Source organism: Cronobacter condimenti 1330 (assembly GCF_001277255.1).
Lineage (GTDB): Bacteria > Pseudomonadota > Gammaproteobacteria > Enterobacterales > Enterobacteriaceae > Cronobacter > Cronobacter condimenti.
Genome location: NZ_CP012264.1, coordinates 1,723,281 through 1,748,150, shown reverse-complemented (window position 1 = coordinate 1,748,150; position 24,870 = coordinate 1,723,281). Strand labels below are relative to the sequence as shown.

Below are 24,870 nucleotides of genomic sequence, written 5' to 3'. Positions count from 1 at the left end.
GCCCACCGCTACAGTCAGCACCTTCTGCCATTTCTGCCGCCTGGGCCGACATACGCCCGCTGTTTCGTCTGTAAAACACCTCTTTTTGCGCCACATCACACGCTACAAATGCCATTAAAGAACAAAAAATAAACGCCGATAGAGCATTGACCAGGAGGCTCTTAACGAAGGGACAGTATTGATATTTCGTGGTTGATCCTGAGGAGCCGTGATGGCCAGACAATCCGCTAATAAAAAAATGAGTACCCGCGCGCAGATGCTGCTGACGGGCGCTTTAACCATCACGCTGGGTTTTGTTGTGACCATCGGCGTGCTGAGCTGGCAGTCCAGCAACGAGCAAAAATCCCTGGCAGAAAGCTATTTAAAACAGATAGCTCAGAGTGAGGCGTTAAAAATTCAGCAGGAGCTGAATTATGCACGTGATGTCGCACACAGCGTCGGACACAGCATGGCGGCGCTGCCGCGTGCGGGCATTACCGACCGTAAGGTTGCCGATAAGCTGCTGGAAGGCGCGCTGCGCGACAACCCCGACTACCTGTCGATGTCGATCATCTTTGAAGAGAACGCCTATGACGGGCGCGATGCGGAGTTTGACGGCAAACCCGGCCAGGCGCCAAAAGGCCGCTACGCGTTCTTTGTCGATCACGACCAGGCGGGGAATTATCAATTCCATCCCCTGCTCTCTTACCTCACACCGGGCCAGGGTGATTATTACCTGATCCCGCAGAAAACCCAGAAAGATACGCTGATCGAACCTTACAGCTACGCCTATAACGGCGTGCCGACGCTGCTCACCTCCGTGGCCGCGCCTATTGTGGTCGACGGCAAACTGCAGGCCGTGGTGACGTCCGATATTTCGCTCGCCTCGTTGCAGCAAAAGGTTAACCAGATCAAACCGTGGGAAGGCGGCGGCTACGCTGTGCTGCTCTCTACCGCAGGCAAAGTGATTTCATATCCGGATAAAAAGCTGACCAGCAAGCCCTTCCCTGGCGATACCGACGGTTTCACCAGCAATGTCGTGGAGCAGGAAGATCCTATCCTCGGCGAACAGGCGTTGGTGACCTGGCAGCCGGTTAGCATTGGCAACAGCACTGACAAATGGTATCTCGGCGTGGTCGCGCCGGTAAGTCAGGTGATGGACGCCGCCAACCGCCAGTTGATGAATGCCATTATTCTGATGATCGTGAGCATTCTGCTGGTGAGCGCGCTGCTCGGCATCGTCTTTAGCCGCAAAGTGTTGAAACCGCTCGGCGGGGAACCGCTGGAAGCAGCCACCATCGCGCTGGCCGTGGCCGACGGCAAGCTTGACAATGTGGTGCCGGTTAAACCGGGCGACCGCGGCAGCCTCTTCTACGCACTCCACACCATGCAGGCGCAGCTGCGTGGCATTGTCGGGCAGATCAAAGAAGCGAGCGACTCGGTGCGTCAGGGCGCGGGCGAGATAGTCAGTGGCAACATTAACCTCTCCTCGCGTACCGAAGAGCAAGCCGCCGCGCTGGAGCAGACCGCCGCCAGCATGGAGCAGATCAGCGCGACCGTGAAACATAACGCCGCTAACGCTCATCACGCCACCGAGCTCACCGCCAACGCCACGCAGATTGCGAGCCGCGGCGAAGCGCTGGTCAGCGAAGTGGTGCAGACCATGGCGCAGATTGATGACAGCTCGAAGAAAATCAGCGACATCACCACCATGATCAATAGCATTGCCTTCCAGACCAATATCCTGGCGCTCAACGCCGCGGTTGAGGCGGCGCGTGCAGGTGAACAGGGCCGCGGCTTCGCCGTGGTGGCAAGCGAAGTGCGCAGCCTCGCACAGCGCAGCGCCAACGCGGTTAAAGAGATTGCCGGGTTGATTGAAGAATCGGGCCAGCGCGTCGCCAACGGCGTACAGCTCGTCAATGACGCCGGGAAAACCATGCAGGAGATGACGCAGGCGGTGCATTCGGTACAGACCATTATCGGCGAGATTGTCAGCGCGTCTGACGAGCAGTCCAAAGGCATCAGCCAGGTGACCATCGCTGTCAACGAAATGGACGGTGTTACCCAGCAGAACGCTGCGCTGGTACAGCAGATGGCTGCCGCTGCAAGCTCGCTCGAAGAGCAGGCGCAGCAGCTGGCGCAAACCGTCGAGCAGTTCAGTCTCGACGAACGTTACGCATAACCCCTCGCGAGGGCGCTACCGCGCCCTCGCCCCTTTCACGCGGCCACGCCGCTGCGCATTACCCCGCCTCACCGCATATCGCAATTCTTGCCGTTAAACGCTTTTCTTGGTGCTCAGGGCGAAACCCGGCGCGCTCAGGGGGTGTTTGCGCCGCCCGCGCGTGCTAGAATACGCCGCCTTTGTTTTATGTCGTGAGTGGTGCAATGTCTGATAACAGCCAGAAAAAAGTCATCGTCGGAATGTCCGGCGGGGTCGATTCCTCCGTTTCCGCTTACCTGCTGCAACAGCAGGGCTATCAGGTGGAAGGTCTCTTCATGAAGAACTGGGAAGAGGATGACGGCGAGGATTATTGCACGGCCGCCTCTGATCTTGCAGACGCCCAGGCGGTGTGCGACAAACTCGGCATCGAACTCCATACCGTGAACTTCGCGGCAGAATATTGGGATAACGTGTTTGAGCATTTCCTGGCGGAATATAAAGCCGGACGCACGCCAAACCCGGATATCCTGTGCAATAAAGAAATCAAATTCAAAGCATTCCTTGAGTTCGCGGCAGAAGATTTGGGCGCAGATTACATCGCGACCGGTCACTACGTGCGCCGTGCGGATGTCGACGGTAAAAGCCGTCTGCTGCGTGGTCTCGACGGAAATAAAGATCAAAGCTATTTCCTCTACACGCTTGGGCATGAGCAGATTGCCCAGAGCCTCTTCCCCGTCGGCGAGCTGGAAAAACCGGAAGTACGTCGTATCGCGCAAGAGTTGGATCTGGTGACGGCGAAGAAAAAAGACTCGACCGGCATCTGTTTTATCGGCGAGCGCAAATTCCGCGAATTTCTGGGCCGCTACCTGCCTGCGCAGCCGGGTAAAATCGTGACCGTTGACGGCGATGTTATCGGTGAGCACCAGGGGCTGATGTACCATACCCTCGGCCAGCGTAAAGGCCTTGGCATCGGCGGTACTAAAGATGGCGGCGAAGAGCCGTGGTACGTCGTCGATAAAGACGTTGAAAACAATATCCTGATTGTCGCGCAGGGCCACGATCATCCGCGTCTGATGTCTGTCGGGCTTATCGCGCAGCAATTGCACTGGGTGAATCGCGAGGCGATCGCCGCGCCGTTTACCTGCACGGTGAAAACCCGCTATCGTCAGACGGATATTCCCTGCACCGTGCGCCCGCTTGGCGACGACCGCATTGAAGTGCGCTTTGACGAGCCGGTCGCTGCCGTGACGCCGGGCCAGTCCGCCGTGTTCTATCAGGGCGAAGTGTGCCTGGGCGGTGGGATTATCGAACAGCGACTGCCGCTGCCGGTTTAAGAAAGACGCCGCCTGTGCGGCATGAATAAGAAGCCGCGCCAGGCGGCTTTCGCGTGAACGCCGCGGTAAAAAAGGAGCACGTGTGGCAAAGAACTTCTACGACATCACCCTTGCGCTGGCCGGTATCTGCCAGTCGGCGCGTCTGGTTCAGGAGCTCGCGCACCAGGGCACGTGCGATGCGCAGGCGTTACGCGTATCGCTAAAGAGCGTCATTGACCAGAATCCGGATTCCACCCTCGCTGTTTTTGGCGGCGAAGAAGCCGGGCTGAAGACGGGCCTGGAAACGCTGCTTGGCATGCTCAACTCCAGCAGCCGTCAGGGCCCGGGCGCTGAACTGACCCGCTATACGCTAAGCCTGATGGTGCTTGAGCGTAAGCTTGCCGCCAGTAAAGGCGCAATGAATACGCTTGGCAACCGCATCGCGGATTTAAGCCGCCAGCTTGAACACTTTGATCTTGAGTCCGACACGCTGATGAACGCGATGGCTGGCATCTATGTGGATGTGATTAGCCCGCTCGGCCCGCGAATTCAGGTCAACGGTTCGCCAACGGTGCTGCAAAGCCCGCAAATCCAGGCAAAAGTTCGCGCCACGCTACTGGCGGGCATTCGCGCCGCGGTGCTCTGGCAGCAGGTCGGCGGCGGACGCCTGCAACTGATGTTTTCCCGTAATCGTCTGACCACCCAGGCGAAACAAATTCTTGCTCAATGCTAACCTCTCAGGAGTGACTGATGGAATTATCCTCACTGACCGCCGTTTCCCCCGTTGATGGACGCTACGGCGACAAAGTCAGCGCGCTGCGCGCCATTTTCAGCGAATTTGGCCTGCTGAAGTTCCGCGTACAGGTTGAAGTACGCTGGCTGCAAAAGCTGGCCGCACACGCTGCTGTCAAGGAAGTTCCAGCTTTTGACAAAAACGCAAACGATTTCCTCGATGCGATTGTTGCGGGCTTCAGCGAAGAAGATGCGGCGCGCATCAAAACCATCGAGCGCACCACCAACCACGACGTGAAAGCCGTTGAATATTTCCTGAAAGAAAAAGTGGCGGAGGTCCCGGCGCTGCATGCCGTCTCTGAATTCATCCACTTTGCCTGCACCTCTGAGGACATCAATAACCTCTCGCACGCGCTGATGCTCTCTACTGCGCGTGACGAGGTGATCCTGCCTTTCTGGCGCAAGCTCATCGACGCGGTGAAAGATCTGGCACACCAGTATCGCGATATCCCGCTGCTCTCCCGCACCCACGGCCAGCCGGCCACGCCGTCGACGATGGGCAAAGAGATGGCAAACGTCGCGTATCGCATGGAGCGTCAGTTCCGCCAGCTTTCGCAGGTCGAGATTCTGGGCAAAATTAACGGCGCGGTGGGTAACTACAACGCACACATCGCCGCCTACCCGGAAGTGGACTGGCACCAGTTCAGCGAAGCGTTTGTGACCTCGCTCGGGATCCAGTGGAACCCGTACACCACGCAAATCGAGCCGCACGACTATATCGCCGAGCTGTTCGATTGCATGGCGCGCTTCAACACGATCCTCATCGACTTCGATCGTGACGTCTGGGGCTATATCGCGCTGAACCACTTTAAGCAGAAGACTATTGCGGGCGAAATCGGCTCCTCCACCATGCCACATAAAGTTAACCCGATTGATTTCGAAAACTCCGAAGGCAACCTGGGTCTTGCGAACGCCATGCTGCAACACCTGGCAAGCAAACTGCCGGTTTCCCGCTGGCAGCGCGACCTCACCGACTCTACCGTACTGCGCAACCTGGGCGTTGGCGTGGGCTATTCGCTGATTGCGTATCAGTCGACACTGAAAGGCGTGAGTAAACTGGAAGTGAACCGCGATCGTCTGCTGGACGAGCTTGATCACAACTGGGAAGTCCTGGCCGAGCCTATCCAGACCGTGATGCGCCGTTACGGCATCGAAAAGCCGTATGAGAAGCTTAAAGAGCTGACCCGCGGTAAGCGTGTTGATGCAGAAGGCATGAAGCAGTTCATTGACAGCCTTGCGCTGCCGGAAGACGAGAAAACGCGTCTGAAAGCGATGACGCCTGCCAACTATATCGGTCGCGCTATTCAGATGGTTGATGACCTGAAATAAACCGCTCGTGACGCCACCTTCGGGTGGCGTTTTTCTGCAGCTTTCTTGTCTTTTCCCCGCAATTTCACCCCCTGCACGATCCCCTGCTGGTTTATCCAATGTTTATGCCCTTTTGGTAATAATTGGCGCTAAACTATTTATCAAATTAATAAATAAGGGGACGTCGCATGCGCGTGCTGGTCGTCGAAGATAACGCTCTGCTGCGGCATCATCTGAAAGTGCAGCTCTCTGAGCTGGGGCATCAGGTGGATGCGGCCGAAGATGCCAAAGAAGCCGATTATTACCTCAATGAACATCTGCCGGATGTCGCGATTGTCGATCTCGGTCTGCCGGACGAAGACGGGCTGAGCCTCATCAAACGCTGGCGCTCGCACGATATTACGCTGCCGGTACTGGTGCTGACCGCCCGCGAAGGCTGGCAGGATAAAGTCGAAGTGCTGGGCGCTGGTGCCGATGATTACGTCACCAAGCCGTTTCACATCGAAGAAGTGGTGGCAAGAATGCAGGCGCTGCTGCGTCGCAACAGCGGGCTGGCCTCGCAGGTGATCTCGATGCCGCCGTTTGTAGTGGATCTCTCGCGCCGTGAAGTGGCCATTAATGACAACCTGATCCGCCTTACCGCGTTTGAATACACCATCATGGAAACGCTTATCCGCAACGCTGGCAAAGTGGTGAGCAAAGATTCGTTGATGCTTCAGCTTTATCCCGATGCCGAACTGCGTGAAAGCCATACCATTGACGTGTTAATGGGCAGGCTGCGCAAAAAAATTCAGGCCGAATACCCGGGCGAGGCGATTACCACGGTCCGTGGCCAGGGCTACCGGTTTGATCTGCGCTAAATGAAAAATGTCCTGCGCCACTTTCTGCCGCTCTCTTTGCGGGTCCGTTTTTTGCTGGCGACGGCCGCCGTCGTGCTTGTCCTGTCGCTCTCTTATGGCGTGGTGGCGCTGGTGGGTTACAGCGTCAGCTTCGATAAAACCACCTTCCGCCTGCTGCGCGGCGAGAGCAATCTTTTCTATACGCTTGCCCGCTTTGAAAATGGCAAACTGACGGTTGAGATCCCCGATCATATCGACCGTCAAAGCCCGACGCTGACGTTTATCTATAACGAAAAAGGCAAACTGCTCTGGTCGCAGCGTGAGGTACCGTGGCTAAAAAAAGAGATCCGGCCTGAATGGCTCTCCACCAACGGGTTTCACGAACTGGAAACGCGCTTTAGCGACACCCGCCTGCTGCTGGGCACCAATCACGCGCTGCAAAAGCGGCTGAACGATTACGACCCCGACAAAGACGATGAAACCACCCATTCGGTGGCGGTGAATATCTACCCGGCCACATCCACTTTGCCCGCGCTGACGGTGGTGGTCGTCGATACCATTCCCGATGAGCTGAAAAGCTCGTGGAGCGTCTGGAACTGGTTTATCTATGTGCTCGCTGCCAATCTGCTGCTGGTTATCCCGCTGTTGTGGCTCGCCGCCTGGTGGAGCCTGCGACCGATTGAGGCGCTGGCGCGAGAAGTGCGCGAGCTTGAAGAACATCACCGCGAACAGTTAAACCCGTACACCACGCGCGAGCTGACAAGCCTTGTCCATAACCTTAACCGGCTGCTAAAAAGCGAGCGCGAGCGGTATGAGAAATACCGCACCACGCTTACCGACCTCACTCACAGCCTGAAGACACCGCTGTCAGTGCTACAAAGCACGTTACGGTCACTGCGCACCGGTAAAACGGATGTGGAGCAGGCCGAGCCGGTAATGCTTGAGCAGATAAGCCGTATCTCCCAGCAGATTGGCTACTACCTGCACCGCGCCAGTATGCGCAGCGGCAATATATTGCTAAGCCGCGAACTGCATCCTGTGGCACCGCTGCTTGATAACCTGACCTCTGCGCTGAACAAGGTTTACCAGCGCAAAGGCGTGAGCATTACGCTCGATATCTCGCCGGAGATAGTCTTTATCGGCGAAAAAAACGATTTTCTCGAAGTCATGGGCAATGTGCTGGATAACGCCTGCAAATATTGTCTGGAATTCGTCGAAGTGACCGCGCGGGTGGCGGACGATACGCTGCATCTGGTTGTGGAAGATGATGGCCCCGGCATCCCTGAAAGCAAGCGCGCGCTGGTGTTTGATCGCGGCCAGCGGGCCGATACGCTGCGCCCCGGCCAGGGCGTCGGGCTGTCGGTCGCCCGCGAAGTGGTGGAGCAGTACAACGGCCAGATCCTCACTGGCAGTAGCCCGCTCGGCGGCGCGCATATGGAAGTGATTTTCGCACGCCAGCAACCGCCCATCGGCGAATCTTCCGCCAGTCTGCGAAAAAACCTGCCCGACAGCCACGCAGAGTGACGCGCGTCCGTTATAATCCGACTCATCTTCAGAGCCTGCGGAAAACAATATGGACTACCACGTAGAGATTAACTGGCCCGATTTTATCGAACGCTACTGGCAAAAACGCCCGGTGGTTTTAAAGCGCGGCATCAAGAACTTTGTCGACCCGCTCTCACCGGACGAACTGGCCGGTCTTGCGATGGAGAGTGAAGTGGACAGCCGCCTGGTCAGTCATCAGGACGGTAAATGGGAAGTGAGCCATGGCCCGTTCCAGAGCTACGATCATTTAAGCGAAAATAACTGGTCGCTTCTGGTGCAGGCGGTGAACAACTGGCATGAGCCGAGCGCCGCGCTGATGCGCCCTTTCCGCGCGCTACCGGACTGGCGCATTGACGATTTAATGATCTCTTTCTCCGTGCCGGGTGGCGGCGTGGGGCCGCATCTGGATCAATACGACGTTTTTATTATTCAGGGCGTAGGCCGTCGCCGCTGGCGTGTGGGCGAAAAATTGCCGATGAAACAGCATTGCCCGCATCCTGATCTCCTGCAGGTCGCCCCGTTTGAAGCGCTGATTGACGAAGAGCTGGAGCCAGGCGATATCCTTTATATTCCGCCAGGCTTCCCGCACGAAGGCTATTCGCTGGAAAACTCAATGAACTATTCGGTCGGTTTTCGGGCGCCGAGCGGCCGCGAACTTATCAGCGGTTTCGCCGATTATGTGTTGCAGCGTGAGCTTGGCAGCCAGCGCTACAGCGATCCCGACGTGCCGGCCCGCGAATTTGCAGCGGATATTGTGCCTGCCGAAGTGGATAAACTGCGCGAGATGATGCTGGACCTTATCCGCGAACCGGCGCATTTCAACGAGTGGTTTGGTGAGTTTATCACCCAGTCGCGACATGAACTGGATGTGTCGCCGCCGGAGCCGCCTTATCAGCCGGATGAAATCTATGACGCGCTGAAACAGGGCGATTCGCTGGTACGTCTCGGTGGTCTGCGCGTGCTGCGCCTCGGCGAAGATGTGTTCGTAAACGGTGAGAAAATAGACACGCCGCATCGCCCAGCTCTTCATCAGCTGGCCAATGAGATGGTGTTGAACGAGGCGATGTTTGGCGACGCGCTGGACGATCCTTCATTCCTGGCGATGCTGGCGGCGCTGGTGAACAGCGGCTACTGGTATTTCGAGGATTAACCCCTCGCGCTAAAGGCGGGGGATGAGGTGCCAGTGCGATGAGTGGCGCCTCGTACAGCCCCTGTCTTTCACCACCCACTGTTAGCCATGTCTTAATTAACAAACCTGAAGGGCGGGTAAGCATTAGCGCCACCTGCCCTTTTCAACAACGGCTCACCCTTCCCGCTGCGCCGTCAACTCGGCGATACGCACGATTACCTGCACCGCTTTTTCCATTCCTTCAAGCGTCGCAAACTCATGCTTGCCGTGATAATTGTACCCACCGGTAAAAATGTTCGGACACGGCAGGCCCATAAACGACAACTGCGCGCCGTCGGTGCCGCCGCGGATAGGCTTCATCTGCGGTTCAATGCCACAATCGATCATCGCCTGACGAGCAATCTCGATAATATGCGGATGCTCAGCCACCTTCTCACGCATATTGTAATAGCTGTCTTCGATGGTGAGTTCGATATAGCAATCCGGGTGCAACCCTTTACCCACCTGTTTGGCGATATCCATCATACGGCGTTTACGCGCCTCGAAATTCTCGCGGTCAAAATCGCGGATGATGTAATGCATCTCGGCGCGATCCACGGACCCTTTGATGGTGTGCAGATGATAAAAACCTTCGTAACCATCGGTGCACTCGGGGCTTTCGTCAGCCGGGACCTGAGCATGAATGCGCGCCGCCAGCGACAGCGCATTCACCATCACGCCTTTGGCTGTGCCAGGGTGCACGTTATTACCGACGATTTTGATGGTTACCGAGGCCGCGTTAAAATTCTCATACTCCAGCTCGCCAATGCCGCTGCCATCCATCGTATACGCCCAACGCGCATCGAACGCCTCAACATCAAAATGCTTCGCCCCTTTGCCGACTTCTTCATCCGGCGTGAAGGCCACGCGGATATCGCCGTGGGGAATATTATTCTGCTTAAGCGTTGCTATCGCAGTCATGATTTCCGCAACGCCCGCTTTATCATCCGCACCGAGCAGCGTCTTACCGTCGGTGGTAATCAGCGTATGGCCGAGCAGCTGATGCAGCACCGGGAACATCACCGGTGACAGGACCTCTTCGCCGGTGCCGAGGGCGATATCTCCGCCGCGGTAGTTTTCAACAATTTGCGGGTTCACGTTTTTGGCCGTGAAATCCGGTGATGTATCGACGTGAGAAATAAATCCAATAGGCGGGACGGGTTTATCGACGTTTGAGGGCAGCGTCCCGGTCAGCGTTCCGTGCTCGCTCAGCGACACGTTGGTCATGCCAAGCGCATCCATCTGGTTTTTGAGCAGATTTAATAGCTTCCACTGGCTTTCGGTGCTGGGAACATGCTTCACCCCGGCACGGGACTGGGTATCCATAGTGACATATTGCAGGAAACGCTCGAGTAATTTATCCATGTTCTCACCCCTGTTATTTTGTGACGTTATTATCATTAAGCATTAAAAGACAAATATTGTTTCAGGTCACCTTTCGCCCGGCGAAGCGGAATAATCCTGCCGGGAAAAAAGGGGTATCTGCTCCCTAATCGCTTGTGATGAATGAATCACGCGGAAAAACACGCGAAACTGGTAAGAAAGCGTCTGTGGCATTGGCGATTTCAATGGTTTGCCGTAGAATGCCTGCCCTTATTACGTGCCAGACCCAAAGGTGGTTCATCACAAACCCCGCATCCAGTTTCTTCTTGATGCGTTTTTTACGGGACAGAGTAAAAAAATTGAATACACAGCCGCGCTCGCTTTCCCCGCTTCTGCAACTTGCGGATATCGGGAAAAGCTTTGATGGTAAAACCGTCATTTCTGATTTCTCGCTGACCATCAATCATGGTGAATTCCTGACGCTTCTTGGCCCCTCCGGCTGCGGTAAAACGACCGTGCTGCGCCTTATCGCGGGCCTTGAGAATGCCGATGCCGGGCGCATTACGCTTGATGCCCAGGACATCACCGACGTTCCTGCGGAACATCGCCACGTCAATACTGTTTTTCAAAGCTACGCCTTGTTTCCACACATGACGGTATTTGAAAACGTCGCGTTTGGCCTGCGCATGCAGAAAACGCCCGCCGCTGACATTACGCCGCGCGTAACAGATGCATTAAAGATGGTGCAGCTTGAGGAATTTGCCCAGCGCAAACCGCATCAACTTTCCGGCGGCCAGCAACAACGCGTGGCGATCGCCCGCGCGGTGGTCAATAAACCGCGTCTGTTGCTGCTTGATGAATCGCTCTCCGCGCTCGACTACAAACTGCGCAAACAGATGCAGAACGAGCTGAAAGCGCTTCAGCGTAAGCTTGGTATTACTTTTGTGTTTGTGACGCACGATCAGGAAGAAGCGCTGACGATGTCGGATCGCATCGTGGTCATGCGCAATGGGCGAATCGAGCAGGACGGCACGCCTCGGGAAATCTATGAAGAGCCGAAAAACCTCTTCGTGGCGAGCTTTATCGGCGAGATCAATATCTTCGATGCGACGGTTATCGAACGTGTGGATGCCCAGCGGGTGCGCGCAACCGTCGAAGGCCGCGAATGTGTGCTGTATGTAAGCTTCCCGGTAAAAGCGGGCCAGAAACTTAATGTGCTGTTACGCCCGGAAGATTTGCGCGTCGAAGAAATTAACGATGAAGGCGACGCCGACGGCCTGATAGGGTTTGTGCGCGAGCGCAACTATAAAGGCATGACGCTGGAGTCAGTCGTCGAACTGGAAAACGGCAAGGTGGTGTTAGTCAGTGAATTCTTCAATGAAGACGATCCCGATTTCGACCATTCGCTTGATCAAAAAATGGCCGTGACCTGGGTCGAAAGCTGGGAGGTGGTACTGGCCGATGAAGAGCTCGCGTAAATTCCAGAATGTGGTGATCGCCACGATCGTCGGCTGGCTGGTGCTGTTCGTATTTCTGCCCAATCTGATGATCATCGCCACCAGCTTCCTGACCCGCGACGACGCGCATTTCGTAAGCCTGGTATTTACGCTGGATAACTACGCGCGCCTGCTCGACCCGCTCTATTTCCAGGTGCTGCTGCACTCGCTGAATATGGCGTTGCAGGCGACGCTTGCGTGTCTCGTGCTCGGTTATCCGTTTGCGTGGTTCCTCGCGAGGCTCCCGGCGAAAATACGCCCGCTGTTGCTGTTTTTGCTGATTGTCCCCTTCTGGACGAACTCGCTTATCCGCATCTACGGGCTGAAACTGTTTCTCAGCACTCGCGGCTACCTGAATGAGTTTCTGCTGTGGCTCGGCGTTATCGACACGCCGGTGCGCATCATGTACACCCCGTCGGCGGTGATTATCGGGCTGGTCTATATTCTGCTGCCGTTTATGGTGATGCCGCTCTACTCAAGCATTGAGAAACTCGACAAACCGCTGCTTGAGGCCGCGCGCGATCTTGGCGCGAGTAAGCTGCAAACGTTTGTGCGCATTATTTTGCCGCTGACCATGCCAGGTATTATTGCCGGTTGTCTGCTGGTGATGTTGCCCGCAATGGGGCTTTTTTACGTCTCGGATCTCATGGGTGGTGCGAAAAACTTGCTTATCGGCAATGTGATTAAAAGCCAGTTCCTGAATATTCGCGACTGGCCGTTTGGCGCGGCAACCAGTATCACGCTGACGCTGGTGATGGGCCTGATGCTGCTGGTGTACTGGCGCGCCGCGCGCTTGCTTAACAAGAAGGTAGAACTGGAATGACAGGCCGACTGCTGCGCGGCGGTTTTATGGCCGCCATTTACGCATACCTTTATATCCCGATCGTTATCCTTATCGTGAATTCCTTTAATAGTTCGCGGTTCGGTATTAACTGGCAGGGGTTTACTACCAACTGGTACAGCCTGCTGGTGAACAACGACAGCCTGTTGCAGGCCGCGCAACATTCGCTGACGATGGCAGTCTTTTCTGCTACCTTCGCCACGCTGATTGGCGCGCTGACGGCTGTGGCGCTCTATCGCTACCATTTTCGTGGTAAAGCGTTTGTCAGCGGCATGCTGTTTGTGGTGATGATGTCGCCGGATATCGTGATGGCGATTTCGCTGCTGGTGCTGTTTATGGTCGTTGGGATCCATCTGGGATTCTGGTCACTGCTCTTCTCGCATATCACCTTCTGCCTGCCGTTTGTGGTGGTGACCGTCTACTCGCGCCTGAAAGGTTTCGACGTGCGGATGCTGGAGGCAGCGCGCGATTTAGGCGCCAGCGAAATCACTATTCTGCGCAAAATCATTCTGCCGCTGGCGATGCCCGCGGTGGCCGCAGGCTGGCTGCTTAGCTTTACGCTGTCGATGGATGACGTTGTGGTGTCATCGTTCGTCACCGGGCCGGGCTATGAAATTCTGCCGCTTAAGATTTACTCAATGGTGAAAGTAGGCGTGTCGCCAGAGGTGAACGCGCTCGCCACTATTTTATTGATGCTCTCGCTGGTGCTGGTACTGGCGAGCCAGCTGATACTTCGTGATAAAACCAAAAGCCTGCCTCGCCAGGCCTTAAACTCAGGGGACGTAAAATGAAACAATGGTCACGCCACCTGCTTGCAGCGGGTGCTCTGGCAATCGGCATGAGCGCCGCGCACGCCGACGACGGTAAAACGCTCTATTTCTATAACTGGACGGAGTATGTCCCGCCAGGCCTGCTGGAGCAGTTCACGAAAGAGACCGGCATCAAAGTTATCTACTCGACTTATGAATCGAATGAGACGATGTACGCGAAGCTGAAAACCTATCAGCAGGGCGCTTACGACCTGGTGGTTCCGTCCACTTACTTTGTCGATAAGATGCGCAAGGAAGGGATGATCCAGAAGATAGACAAAAGCAAGCTGTCGAATTTTCACAACCTTGACCCAGCCATGCTGAACAAGCCGTTCGACCCGAATAATGACTATTCGGTGCCTTATATCTGGGGTGCGACGGCGATTGGCGTGAACAGTGACGCTATCGATCCGAAAAGTGTGACCGCCTGGGCGGATCTCTGGAAGCCGGAATATAAAGGCAGCCTGCTGCTAACCGATGATGCGCGCGAAGTGTTCCAGGTGGCGCTACGTAAGCTTGGGCTTTCCGGCAATACGACTGACCCTAAAGAGATTGAGGCGGCGTATAACGAGCTTAAAAAGCTGATGCCGAACGTGGCGGCCTTTAACTCCGACAACCCGGCGAACCCGTACCTGGAAGGCGAAGTGAATCTCGGGATGGTATGGAACGGCTCAGCGTGGGTTGCGCGCCAGGCGGGCGCGCCGCTGGATGTGGTGTGGCCGAAAGAAGGCGGCATTTTCTGGATGGATAGCCTCGCGATTCCGGCGAATGCGAAAAACGTCGAGGGTGCGCATAAGCTGATTAACTTCCTGTTGCGCCCGGATGTGGCAAAGCAGGTTGCCGAAACCATCGGTTACCCGACGCCGAATCTCGCAGCCCGTAAGCTTCTGAAGAAAGAAGTAGCGAACGATAAATCGCTCTACCCGGATGAAGCCACCATTCAGAAAGGTGAGTGGCAGAATGATGTCGGCGACGCCAGCGCGATTTACGAATCGTATTATCAGAAGTTAAAAGCAGGCCGTTAAGGAACCACCCGGAAGGTGGGTGCGCATTGTTTACCCACCTTCCGGGGATGTCAGGCCAAAGCGCGACAAGGTCTTGCGGGCAAACCTCGCCCCCCGCCAGACCTTCTCATAACAGCACCGCTTACAGTCCCTTCAACAGTTTCTCGACATACTCCGGCACGACCTGGCTTGCCAGCCCATAATGCTTCTCTTCGAATTCGCTGCCGACCTGGCTTGGCTCAAGGTTTAGCTCAACCGTATGCGCGCCCTGCAGCTTCGCCTCATGCACAAATCCGGCGGCTGGATACACATGCCCGGAAGTACCAATGGCGATAAACACATCGGCGCGCGCGAGCGCCTCGTAAATCTGATCCATTCCGAGCGGCATCTCGCCGAACCACACCACATGCGGGCGCAACGGCGCAGGGAACTGGCAACAATGACATTTATCCGCTGGCGTGACATCGCCGGTCCACTCCAGCACTTGCCCGCTCTGTGAGCAGCGCACTTTCAAAAGCTCGCCGTGCATATGCACCACATTTTTATTGCCCGCGCGCTCATGCAGATTGTCGATATTCTGGGTTATCAGTAAAAACCGGTCGCCGAACGCTTCTTCCAGACGCGCCAGGGCCAGATGCGCCGCATTAGGCTGGATCTCCGGCTGCTGGAGCTGACGTCGCCGGGCGTTATAAAAATCCTGCACCAGCTGCGGATTGCGCGCGAAGCCTTCCGGCGTCGCCACATCCTCGACCCGATGCTCTTCCCACAGCCCGTCGGCGGCGCGGAACGTGCGAATGCCCGATTCCGCGGAGATCCCCGCCCCGGTTAACACCACTACCACTGGTTTATTCATCACTTCAGGTACCATAATTCTGTCCCGGAAAAAAATTCGCTGGCGCAACCGCTCGCGCAGGCGACGTTTATTCCTTCGAAACCGGCCCAGCCGGTGCAGACGACGCGATTGCATTTCAACTCCGTGAGCGTGTGAGATGAAGGAAAGCCGCGCCGCGCATACCCCCCGCATCGCCGTGGCGCGCTTGCTCAATGCGCGGCACTTTCGCCACAGGCAGGAGGTGCGCAGGCAGCTTCGCCGTGAGCGCCGCAGTCAGATGCGTAAACGCCGATAACCCCCCGCCCAGCACAATAAGATGCGGATCCAGCACGGTTAACAGACTCGCCACGCAAACTGCCAGCAGGTCAGTGTAGCGCTCAACGTGCGCCTTCGCCTGGGCATCATTACGCTGCCAGCGGGCGATAATTTCCGGCGCTTCCAGTGATTCATGGTAGAAGTGTTGCCAGAGCCATGCAAAGCCCCGGCCGGAAAGATAGTTCTCAATGCAGCCATGTTGGCCGCAACCGCAGCGAATGAGTGGGATATCGCGGCCCAGAATCGCCAGCGCGTCTACCGGCAGACGAATATGGCCAAACTCGCCTGTGATGAAATTGCGCCCGGTCACCGGCGCGCCGTCAACGATGATCCCGCCGCCCACGCCCGTACCAAGGATAAGCCCCATCACGACCGGATAGGCGCGAAACGCTTCATCCCAGGCCTCGGAGAGCGCAAAACAGTTGGCATCGTTATCGATGCGTACGTCGCGCCCCAGTCGCGCGCTAAGGTCACGACGCACCGCCCTGCCGCTGGCGGCGGGCAGATTGGCGGCATAAAGCAGCCCCGCATCGGTTTCCGGAATACCCGGAATGCCTATGCCGACGCTGCCCGCTTTACCAAAGCGGCGGTCGGCATCATCCACCAGCGCGCAAAGCGCCTCAAGGAAGTTGTCGTAGCTGTCATGCGGCGTCGGGACGCGGGTTTGCCATTGCAGACGCCGCGCTTCATCGTAAACCCCGAGGGCGATTTTGCTGCCGCCAATGTCAAACCCGTAATACATTCCCCGCTCCCTGAATTATTGTCCGCTCAGCACGCGTGCCGGGTCGATACGGCTGGCGCGCCGCGCCGGATACCAGCTTGCCAGCAGGCTCAGCACCAGCGCGGTGATAAGCACATAGACCACATCCAGTGCATGCAACTCGGACGGCAAGAAATCGATAAAATAGATATCGCCGGAGAGGAAATGATGACCAATCAGTTTTTCAATCGCGTGAATGATGGCGGTGAGCTGCCATGAGGCCAGCACCCCTACCACTACGCCACTGACCGAGCCGAGCAGCCCCGCGAGGAGACCATACCAGACGAAAATCGCGCGGATCAGGCCGTCTTTTGCGCCGAGCGTACGCAGTACGGCGATGTCGCTGCTTTTATCTTTCACTGCCATAACCAGTGTCGAGACAATGTTAAAGCAGGCGACGCCAATCACCAGCACCATCGCCAGATACATAATGGCGCGGATCATCTGGATATCGCGGTACATATAGCCATAGGTGTTGATCCAGCTTTTGATGAAGACGTAAGCATCGGTCACCTCGCCTGCGTCATGCACCAGCTGGTTTGCGTTGAAAACGTCTTTCACCTTGATAGCGATACCCGTGACACTGTCACCTAAGTTCAGATAACCCTGCGCATCGGCGAGCGGTACCATCGCGAAGCTGTGGTCGAGCTGACCGCTCAGTTGCAAAATACCGGCGACCTGTAAACGCACGCGTTTGGGTTGTAGCAGCTTATGTTCAGCATCAGAATTGGGGATCATGATGGAAAGCCAGTCGCCCTGCTTTACCTTCAGCGCATCCGCCACGCCCTTGCCGATAATGATTTGCTGTTTGCCCGCCTGAAAACGCTGCCAGGCGTTGTCCTGCACGAAGGACGGCAGCGCGCTTAAACGCTGCTCCTGGGCCGGATCAACGCCTTTCACCTGGATGGCGCGAAGATTCGCCCCGCTCTCGACCAGCCCGGTAAAATTCACGTAAGGCGCGGCCGCGACAATCCCGTTAACGTTCTCAACGCGTGTCACGACATTCTGCCAGCCGCGCCAGGGCTGTTCTACCGGCTCGATTTCGCCATGCGGCACGACCGCCAGAATACGGTTATTCAGCTCGCGCTCAAACCCGTTCATGGCACTCAGGCCCACAATCAGTACCGCCACACCAAGCGCGATGCCGACGGTTGAGATAACAGAAATTAACGACACCATGCCGCTGCGTCGACGCCCCCGGCTAAAGCGCAGGCCAATCAGTAACGATAACGCGGAACCCATTTATGCCCTCCCCATCAGGGTCAGTTCAGGGTTCAGATGGCCATCGCGCATCTCAAGCTGGCGCGACAGCCGCTTCGCGAGCAGCAAATCGTGCGTGACGACAAGAAACGCGGTGCCCTGGGTTTTATTCAGCTCGCCGAGCAAGTCGAAAATGCTGTCTGCGTTACGTGCGTCAAGGTTGCCGGTCGGTTCGTCCGCCAGCACCAGACGCGGGTTATTCACCAGCGCGCGGGCGATGGCGACACGCTGGCGCTCGCCACCGGAGAGTTCCGACGGGCGATGATTACTGCGGTGCGCCAGGCCCACGGCGTCCAGCATCTCCAGCGCGCGGCGCTCGGTATCGGCCTTCGGCTGTTTCCCGATAAGCAGCGGCATGGCCACGTTTTCCATCGCCGTAAAATCGGGCAGGAGATGGTGAAACTGGTAGATAAAGCCCAGTTCACGGTTACGCAGCTCCGCCTTTGCGGACGATGACATCGTACTCAGTGGGCGGCCACTGAACACCACATCGCCGGATGTTGGCGTATCAAGCCCGCCTAACAGATGCAGGAGCGTACTTTTCCCGGAGCCGGAGCTGCCGACAATCGCCATCATTTCACCCGCATCGATGCTGAAGCTGACGTTGTGCAACACATCCGTTTGCACTTTGCCTTCCTGGTAGCGTTTGCACAGGTTGTCGCACTGTAACAGCACAGAATTACTCATAACGTAAAGCCTCAGCGGGTTCGGTGGCGGCGGCGCGCCAGGACGGATAAAGCGTAGACAACAGCGCGACGGCCATCGCCGCCAGCGCAATACCGATGACCTGCAACGGTTCAATGACCACCGGCAACGCGGCGCCGTCAAGGAACGCGCCGATAACCGGCATCAGGTTATTCAACTGGCTTGCGAGCAGCGCGCCCAGCAGCGCGCCGAACAGCGCGCCAATAACGCCCGCGCTCGCGCCCTGCACCATGAATACCGCCATGATCTGGCGGCGCGTCAGGCCCTGGGTCTGGAGAATAGCGACCTCGCCCTGCTTCTCCATCACCATCAGCCCAAGCGAGGTAATGATGTTAAACGCGGCGACGGCGACAATCAGGCTTAGCAGCAGGCCCATCATGTTTTTCTCCATGCGCACCGCCTGGAACAGCTCGCCTTTACGGTCGCGCCAGTCCTGCCATTTGGTGTCCGCCGGGAGCGGCTGCTGGCTCAGCACATCGACTTTCAGCGGCTCGTTCAGCCAAAGACGCCAGCCGGTAATATTCCCCGCCGGATAGCGCATCAGACGCGAAGCATCCTGAATGTTGACCAGCATCTGGTAGCCATCCACTTCGCTGTTGGCGGCGAATGTGCCGATCACGGTAAAGAGACGCTGGCTCGGCAGGCGGCCCATCGGTGTGAACTGACTTGCCGACGGCACCATCAGGCGCAGCTGATCGCCGCGTTTAACGCCAAGCTGGCTCGCAAGCTGCTCGCCAAGGATGATGTTGTATTTCCCGGCGGTAAGGTCCTGCTGTTTTACGTTCACCAGATACGGCGTGAGCGGATCGCGCTGTTGCGGGTCGATACCAAGCATTACGCCCACCGCCACGCTGCGTGCGCTTTGCAGCACGACATCGCCGGTGGTGAGTGGCGCAATGCGGTTAACGCCCTGTAAGTGGAGGCTGTCTGCAGGCAACTGCTGCGGATTGACGGAGCCTTTGGATGAACTGATGAGCGCCTGCGGCATCAGCCCGAGAATGTTGTTTTGCAGTTCACGCTCAAAACCATTCATCACGGAAAGCACTGTCACCAGCGCCAGCACGCCAAGCGTGATGCCGATAGTGGAGAGCCAGGAGACGAAACGGCCGAAGCGGTCTGCTGCACGCCCGCGCATATAGCGCAGGCCGATAAATAACGCGACAGGTTGATACATGAAATCCGTCTTGTACGGTTGCTAATGCAAAGTGATCAACGATAATAAAGCCCAGATCTGATTTATGGAACCACTAACCCACTCTGTCGACGGGTTTTTATCCCGGACAAGCGGCACAACCGGAGCACGCTTCGCCTTCTATGCCTGAACAATATCGTTACTCTCTGCCCGTCAAAGCGGGCGATCAGCGTCAACTGGGTGAACTGACCGGCGCGGCCTGCGCCGTCGAGGTGGCGGAAATGGCGGAACGCCACGCCGGCCCATTGGTGCTTATCGCGCCGGATATGCAAAATGCCCTGCGTCTGCACGATGAAATTCAACAGTTTACTGACAGCATGGTGATGAACCTGGCCGACTGGGAGACACTGCCTTATGACAGCTTCTCACCACATCAGGAAATCATCTCCTCGCGTCTGTCTACGCTCTATCAGCTACCCGGCATGCAGCGCGGCGTGCTTATCCTGCCGGTGAATACCCTGATGCAGCGCGTCTGTCCGCACAGCTTTTTGCACGGCCACGCGCTGGTCATGAATAAAGGCCAGCAGCTCTCACGCGATACGCTGCGCACTCAGCTTGACCAGGCGGGTTACCGCCATGTGGATCAGGTGATGGCGCATGGCGAATACGCTACCCGCGGCGCGCTGCTTGATCTCTATCCGATGGGCAGCGAACAGCCTTACCGCATCGACTTTTTCGATGACGAAATCGACAGTCTGCGTCTGTTCGACGTCGACACCCAGCGCACGCTGGAAGAAGTCGACGCGATAAACCTGCTGCCCGCGCACGAATTCCCGACAGACAAAACGGCCATTGAATTATTCCGAAGCCAGTGGCGCGACCGTTTCGAGGTCAAACGCGATCCGGAACATATTTATCAGCAGGTCAGTAAAGGCACCCTCCCCGCCGGCATTGAGTACTGGCAACCGCTCTTTTTCAGCGAGCCACTGCCGGCGCTCTTTAGCTATTTCCCGAAAAACACGCTGGTGGTGAGCACCGGCGATCTTGAGGCCAGTGCCGACCGTTTCTGGGCCGATGCCGTCGCGCGTTTTGAAAACCGCGGCGTCGATCCGATGCGTCCGTTGTTACCGCCCGAAGAGCTTTGGCTGCGCACGGATGAACTTTATGCCCAGTTAAAAGCCTGGCCGCGGGTGCAACTGAACACCGAGCCGCTGGCAGAAAAAGCCGCGCATACCAATCTTGGTTATCAGCCTCTGCCGGATATCGCCGTCCAGGCTCAGCAGAAAGCACCGCTCGACAGCCTGCGCCGTTTCCTTGAATCGTTTACCGGGCCGGTGATTTTTTCTGTTGAGAGCGAGGGCCGCCGCGAGGCGCTCTCGGAATTGCTCGCACGCATTAAAGTTGCGCCGAAGCGTCTTCTGCGGCTTGACGATGCCGAAGACGGCGGGCGTTATCTGAGCATCGGCGCGGCGGAACGCGGGTTTATCGACACCCTGCGCCACCGCGCCTTTATCTGCGAAAGCGATCTGCTGGGCGAGCGCGTGACGCGCCGCCGTCAGGAGAGCCGCCGCACCATTAACCCCGATACGCTTATTCGCAACCTGGCGGAGCTGCGCCCCGGCCAGCCGGTGGTGCATCTGGAGCACGGTGTGGGCCGCTATGCGGGACTGACGACGCTTGAGGCAGGCGGCATCACGGCGGAATACCTGATGCTGACTTACGCCAGCGACGCCAAACTTTACGTGCCGGTGTCGTCGCTGCATCTGATTAGCCGTTACGCGGGCGGGGCAGAAGATAACGCGCCGCTGCATAAGCTTGGCGGCGACGCGTGGAGCAAAGCACGCCAGAAGGCGGCGGAGAAAGTACGCGATGTGGCGGCGGAGCTGCTGGATATCTACGCGCAGCGCGCTGCGAAAACGGGCTTCGCCTTTAAGCATGACAAAGAGCAGTACCGGCTGTTCTGCGAAGGTTTCCCGTTTGAAACCACACCGGATCAGGCACAGGCCATCAACGCGGTGCTGAGCGATATGTGCCAGCCGCTGGCGATGGACCGTCTGGTCTGCGGCGATGTCGGCTTCGGTAAAACGGAAGTGGCGATGCGCGCGGCGTTTCTCGCGGTCGATAACAACAAGCAGGTCGCAGTGCTGGTGCCAACCACCCTGCTCGCCCAGCAGCATTACGATAATTTCCGTGATCGCTTCGCCAACTGGCCAGTGCGCATTGAGCTGTTGTCGCGTTTTCGCAGCGCCAAAGAGCAGGCACAGGTGCTGGAACAGGCCGCAGAAGGGAAAGTTGATATTCTTATCGGCACCCATAAGTTGTTGCAAAGCGACGTCAAAATGAAAGACCTCGGTCTGCTGATTGTCGATGAAGAGCACCGTTTTGGCGTGCGGCATAAAGAGCGCATCAAGGCGATGCGCGCCGATGTGGATATTCTGACGCTCACCGCAACGCCGATTCCGCGAACGCTGAACATGGCGATGAGCGGCATGCGCGATCTGTCGATTATCGCCACCCCACCCGCGCGTCGTCTGGCGGTCAAAACCTTTGTGCGCGAGTATGACACTCTGGTCGTGCGTGAGGCCATCCTGCGTGAGGTGTTGCGCGGCGGCCAGGTCTATTACCTCTATAACGATGTTGAAAATATTCAGAAAGCCGCCGAGCGACTGGCGAATCTGGTGCCGGAGGCGCGTATCGCCATCGGTCACGGCCAGATGCGCGAGCGCGAGCTGGAACGGGTGATGAATGATTTCCACCATCAGCGCTTTAACGTGCTGGTCTGTACCACGATAATCGAAACCGGTATCGACATTCCGACCGCTAACACAATTATCATTGAACGTGCCGACCACTTTGGCCTTGCGCAACTGCACCAGTTGCGTGGTCGTGTCGGCCGTTCGCACCACCAGGCGTATGCGTGGCTGTTGACGCCGCCGCCAAAAGCGATGACCACCGACGCGCAGAAACGCCTGGAGGCAATCGCCTCGCTGGAAGATCTCGGTGCGGGCTTTGCGCTCGCTACGCACGATCTGGAGATTCGTGGCGCAGGCGAACTGCTGGGCGAAGATCAGAGCGGACAGATGGAAACCATCGGTTTCTCGCTCTATATGGAGCTGCTGGAAAACGCGGTCGACGCCCTGAAAGCCGGGCGTGAGCCGTCACTTGAAGATCTCACCAGCCAACAGACTGAAGTAGAGCTGCGCATGCCGTCGCTGCTGCCGGAGGCCTTTATTCCGGACGTCAATACGCGTCTGTCGTTCTATAAGCGCATCGCCAGTGCTAAAAAAGAACAGGAACTCGAAGAGATCAAAGTGGAGCTGATTGACCGCTTCGGCCTGCTGCCGGACCCGGCGCGCAATCTGCTGGATATCGCCGCGCTGCGCCAGCAGGCGCAGAAACTTGGCGTGCGTAAAATCGAAGCCAATGAGAAAGGCGGCACGATTGAGTTTGCCGAGAAGAACCATATCGATCCGGGCTGGCTTATCGGTCTTCTGCAAAAAGAGCCGCAACATTACCGCCTCGACGGCCCGACGCGTCTGAAATTCTTCCGCGAGCTGGAAGAGCGCAAAAACCGCATGGAGTGGGTGCGTCAGTTTATGGCGCAACTTGCTGAACATACCCTTCCCTGATCCTCTACGCCCCGCTACCGGGGCGTAACTTTACAATCCTTTGCATTCGTCCAGGGTTTCTCTGGACGAAGCCCCGCCATACTTCTCTCTTTATTAATCAATAACAAAACTTCTCTCTGGGTGCGGTAAATGAAAAGAGAACATGTGCGTTTTACCCGCTGGCTGTCGTGGCTGGCTTTCGCAGCGAGTGTGACGTTTGGCGCAAGCCACGCGCTCGCGAACACCTATCCGTTACCGTCGGCAGGCAGTCGGCTTATTGGCGAGACGCTTTACCATACGGTGGCGGACGATGGCGGCTCGCTGGAAGCCATCGCTAAACGCTATAACGTCGGGTTTCTGGCGCTGTTGCAGGCCAACCCTGGCGTCGATCCTTATGTGCCGCGTGCAGGCAGCGTACTGACTATCCCGCGCCAGATGCTGCTGCCCGATGCGCCGCGTGAAGGCATTCTGATTAATCTTGCCGAACTGCGGCTCTATTACTTCCCGCCGGGTGAAAATAGCGTCACGGTTTATCCGATTGGCATCGGCCAGCTGGATGGCGACACACTAACCCCGACGATGCAGACCTCTGTTTCGCAAAAACGCGCTAACCCGACCTGGACACCGACGGCGAATATCCGCGCGCGGTATAAAGCACAGGGTATTGATCTCCCGCCCGTGGTGCCTGCGGGGCCAGATAACCCAATGGGCCATCATGCCATTCGCCTTGCGGCCTACGGGGGCGTATATCTGCTGCATGGCACCAACGCTGATTTCGGCATTGGTATGCGCGTCAGCTCCGGCTGTATTCGCCTGCGTGATGACGATATCAAACATTTATTCAGCGTGGTGCCCGTCGGTACGCGCGTCAATATTATTAATGCGCCGGTGAAGGCGTCAGTGGAGCCCGACGGGCGTCATCTGGTTGAGGTGCACCAGCCGCTCTCAAAACGTATTGAGGACGACCCGAAGACGCTACCCATCGTGCTGGATGCCAGACTGCAACGTTTTCAGTCCGCCGCGCAAACTGACCGTGACGTGATGGCGCACGCGCTGCGCCTGCGCTCCGGCGTGCCGGTCAACGTCACTGTGCCATTGCCTGCCCCGTCAACGAACGCTATCTGATGCGCAAATAAAAAGGCCCTGTCCGAAGACAGGGCCTTTTGCTGTGTGTACGTAAGGCTTATTTATAAAGTACGGCGGTGCCGTGAAGGGTGTTATCACCGTTAGCGGAGGTGATACGAAACGATGTTGCGCCCGCCGCATCTGCTTTTTGCGCAAGTTCAGCTTCCAGCGATGACAGATTAGTACCGGCGCTCGCGGAGATGGTGCCCGCTTTATGCTGACCTGCCGGCGCAGATTGCACCTGAACGGCAGCAAAGCTTGCGAAAGGCAATGAACTCAGCGCGGCAGCAGCGAACAGCATTTTAACGTTTTTCATAGGGGTAACCTTGTTTATCATTCATGCAAAATGGGTGACAGAGGTCGTTAAAATTATTAATTAACGATCGATAAGGAAATGATAGTTGTGATCTACATCACATGTCAATATTATTTTTTAATGATCATTATTTTATTAATTCCACGCTGTTCCATACGGCGTCCACTGCGCTGACCACCCGGTTTTACTGGTACTCCTGGTGCAAAAAGGGGTATTTTGAGGGCAGGTTTTCACAAGAG

Annotated in this window: 20 protein-coding genes; 13 read left to right on the top strand and 7 right to left on the bottom strand. The window is 56.8% G+C overall.

The features are described 5' to 3' along the window. The first annotated feature begins 211 nt into the window (after window positions 1-211). From AFK62_RS08010 to AFK62_RS07980, 7 genes are all read left to right on the top strand, one after another. Window positions 212-2,161: a methyl-accepting chemotaxis protein gene (locus AFK62_RS08010; protein WP_007670753.1), complete on the top strand. Its 1,950-nt coding sequence runs from the start codon at window positions 212-214 to the stop codon at window positions 2,159-2,161. A gap of 203 nt (window positions 2,162-2,364) precedes the next feature. Further along, window positions 2,365-3,474: a tRNA 2-thiouridine(34) synthase MnmA gene (mnmA, locus tag AFK62_RS08005; RefSeq protein ID WP_053531836.1), complete on the top strand. Its 1,110-nt coding sequence runs from the start codon at window positions 2,365-2,367 to the stop codon at window positions 3,472-3,474. An 82-nt stretch (window positions 3,475-3,556) separates the two neighbouring features. Beyond that, entirely contained in the window at window positions 3,557-4,186 is a 630-nt protein-coding gene (hflD, locus tag AFK62_RS08000) for a high frequency lysogenization protein HflD (protein WP_007670749.1), read from the top strand. 17 nt (window positions 4,187-4,203) lie between these two features. After that, window positions 4,204-5,574, top strand: coding sequence for an adenylosuccinate lyase (gene purB / locus AFK62_RS07995; RefSeq protein ID WP_053531835.1), 1,371 nt, complete (start codon window positions 4,204-4,206; stop codon window positions 5,572-5,574). A 167-nt stretch (window positions 5,575-5,741) separates the two neighbouring features. Continuing rightward, window positions 5,742-6,413 carry a two-component system response regulator PhoP gene (gene phoP, locus AFK62_RS07990; RefSeq protein ID WP_007670746.1) on the top strand — a complete coding sequence of 224 codons (672 nt, stop codon included), beginning with the start codon at window positions 5,742-5,744 and terminating at the stop codon, window positions 6,411-6,413. Further along, the gene (gene phoQ / locus AFK62_RS07985) at window positions 6,414-7,916 is read left to right on the top strand and encodes a two-component system sensor histidine kinase PhoQ (RefSeq protein WP_053531834.1); all 1,503 of its coding nucleotides are present in this window, start codon (window positions 6,414-6,416) and stop codon (window positions 7,914-7,916) included. A 49-nt stretch (window positions 7,917-7,965) separates the two neighbouring features. Further along, window positions 7,966-9,087 carry a ribosomal protein uL16 3-hydroxylase gene (locus tag AFK62_RS07980; protein WP_007670741.1) on the top strand — a complete coding sequence of 374 codons (1,122 nt, stop codon included), beginning with the start codon at window positions 7,966-7,968 and terminating at the stop codon, window positions 9,085-9,087. 153 nt (window positions 9,088-9,240) lie between these two features. On the opposite strand, the gene pepT is transcribed toward AFK62_RS07980, so the two are convergent. Continuing rightward, the gene (gene pepT, locus AFK62_RS07975; RefSeq protein WP_007670733.1) at window positions 9,241-10,470 is read right to left on the bottom strand and encodes a peptidase T; all 1,230 of its coding nucleotides are present in this window, start codon (window positions 10,468-10,470) and stop codon (window positions 9,241-9,243) included. Between the two features lie 287 nt (window positions 10,471-10,757). On the opposite strand from pepT, the gene potA reads away from it, so the two are divergent. The 4 genes from potA to potD are packed head-to-tail and all read left to right on the top strand — an operon-like array spanning window position 10,758 to window position 14,599. Further along, entirely contained in the window at window positions 10,758-11,906 is a 1,149-nt protein-coding gene (gene potA, locus AFK62_RS07970; protein WP_007670730.1) for a spermidine/putrescine ABC transporter ATP-binding protein PotA, read from the top strand. Continuing rightward, the gene (gene potB / locus AFK62_RS07965) at window positions 11,890-12,747 is read left to right on the top strand and encodes a spermidine/putrescine ABC transporter permease PotB (RefSeq protein ID WP_053531833.1); all 858 of its coding nucleotides are present in this window, start codon (window positions 11,890-11,892) and stop codon (window positions 12,745-12,747) included. Before potA ends, potB begins: the two co-directional genes overlap by 17 nt. Beyond that, window positions 12,744-13,556, top strand: a complete 813-nt coding sequence (gene potC, locus AFK62_RS07960; RefSeq protein ID WP_007670726.1) for a spermidine/putrescine ABC transporter permease PotC — start codon at window positions 12,744-12,746, stop codon at window positions 13,554-13,556. The genes potB and potC overlap by 4 nt, the downstream gene beginning before the upstream one ends. Then, on the top strand, window positions 13,553-14,599 hold the full coding sequence (potD, locus tag AFK62_RS07955) for a spermidine/putrescine ABC transporter substrate-binding protein PotD (protein WP_007670725.1): 1,047 nt from the start codon (window positions 13,553-13,555) through the stop codon (window positions 14,597-14,599). The genes potC and potD overlap by 4 nt, the downstream gene beginning before the upstream one ends. A 121-nt stretch (window positions 14,600-14,720) precedes the next feature. Here the strand turns inward: potD and cobB are convergent, their stop codons facing one another. Genes cobB through lolC form a run of 5 tightly spaced genes read right to left on the bottom strand, consistent with a single transcriptional unit; the run spans window position 14,721 to window position 19,624 of the window. Further along, window positions 14,721-15,545 (bottom strand): Sir2 family NAD+-dependent deacetylase, encoded by an 825-nt coding sequence (cobB, locus tag AFK62_RS07950; RefSeq protein ID WP_007670722.1) that lies wholly within the window; start codon window positions 15,543-15,545, stop codon window positions 14,721-14,723. Between the two features lies 1 nt (window position 15,546). Further along, window positions 15,547-16,467, bottom strand: a complete 921-nt coding sequence (nagK, locus tag AFK62_RS07945; RefSeq protein ID WP_053531832.1) for an N-acetylglucosamine kinase — start codon at window positions 16,465-16,467, stop codon at window positions 15,547-15,549. A 15-nt stretch (window positions 16,468-16,482) separates the two neighbouring features. Next, window positions 16,483-17,727 carry a lipoprotein-releasing ABC transporter permease subunit LolE gene (gene lolE, locus AFK62_RS07940; RefSeq protein ID WP_007670717.1) on the bottom strand — a complete coding sequence of 415 codons (1,245 nt, stop codon included), beginning with the start codon at window positions 17,725-17,727 and terminating at the stop codon, window positions 16,483-16,485. Continuing rightward, entirely contained in the window at window positions 17,728-18,432 is a 705-nt protein-coding gene (gene lolD, locus AFK62_RS07935; protein WP_007670714.1) for a lipoprotein-releasing ABC transporter ATP-binding protein LolD, read from the bottom strand. Beyond that, the gene (gene lolC / locus AFK62_RS07930; RefSeq protein WP_007670711.1) at window positions 18,425-19,624 is read right to left on the bottom strand and encodes a lipoprotein-releasing ABC transporter permease subunit LolC; all 1,200 of its coding nucleotides are present in this window, start codon (window positions 19,622-19,624) and stop codon (window positions 18,425-18,427) included. Before lolC ends, lolD begins: the two co-directional genes overlap by 8 nt. A 140-nt stretch (window positions 19,625-19,764) precedes the next feature. Here lolC and mfd point away from each other — a divergent pair, with 140 nt between their 5' ends. Together mfd and ldtC are read left to right on the top strand one after the other, a co-directional pair. Continuing rightward, entirely contained in the window at window positions 19,765-23,211 is a 3,447-nt protein-coding gene (gene mfd, locus AFK62_RS07925; RefSeq protein ID WP_007670709.1) for a transcription-repair coupling factor, read from the top strand. Window positions 23,212-23,340: 129 nt separating this feature from the next. Continuing rightward, the gene (gene ldtC, locus AFK62_RS07920) at window positions 23,341-24,315 is read left to right on the top strand and encodes a L,D-transpeptidase LdtC (protein WP_032984311.1); all 975 of its coding nucleotides are present in this window, start codon (window positions 23,341-23,343) and stop codon (window positions 24,313-24,315) included. 58 nt (window positions 24,316-24,373) lie between these two features. Here ldtC and bhsA read toward each other — a convergent pair whose 3' ends face one another. Then, entirely contained in the window at window positions 24,374-24,631 is a 258-nt protein-coding gene (gene bhsA, locus AFK62_RS07915; protein ID WP_007670706.1) for a multiple stress resistance protein BhsA, read from the bottom strand. Window positions 24,632-24,870: the final 239 nt, after the last annotated feature.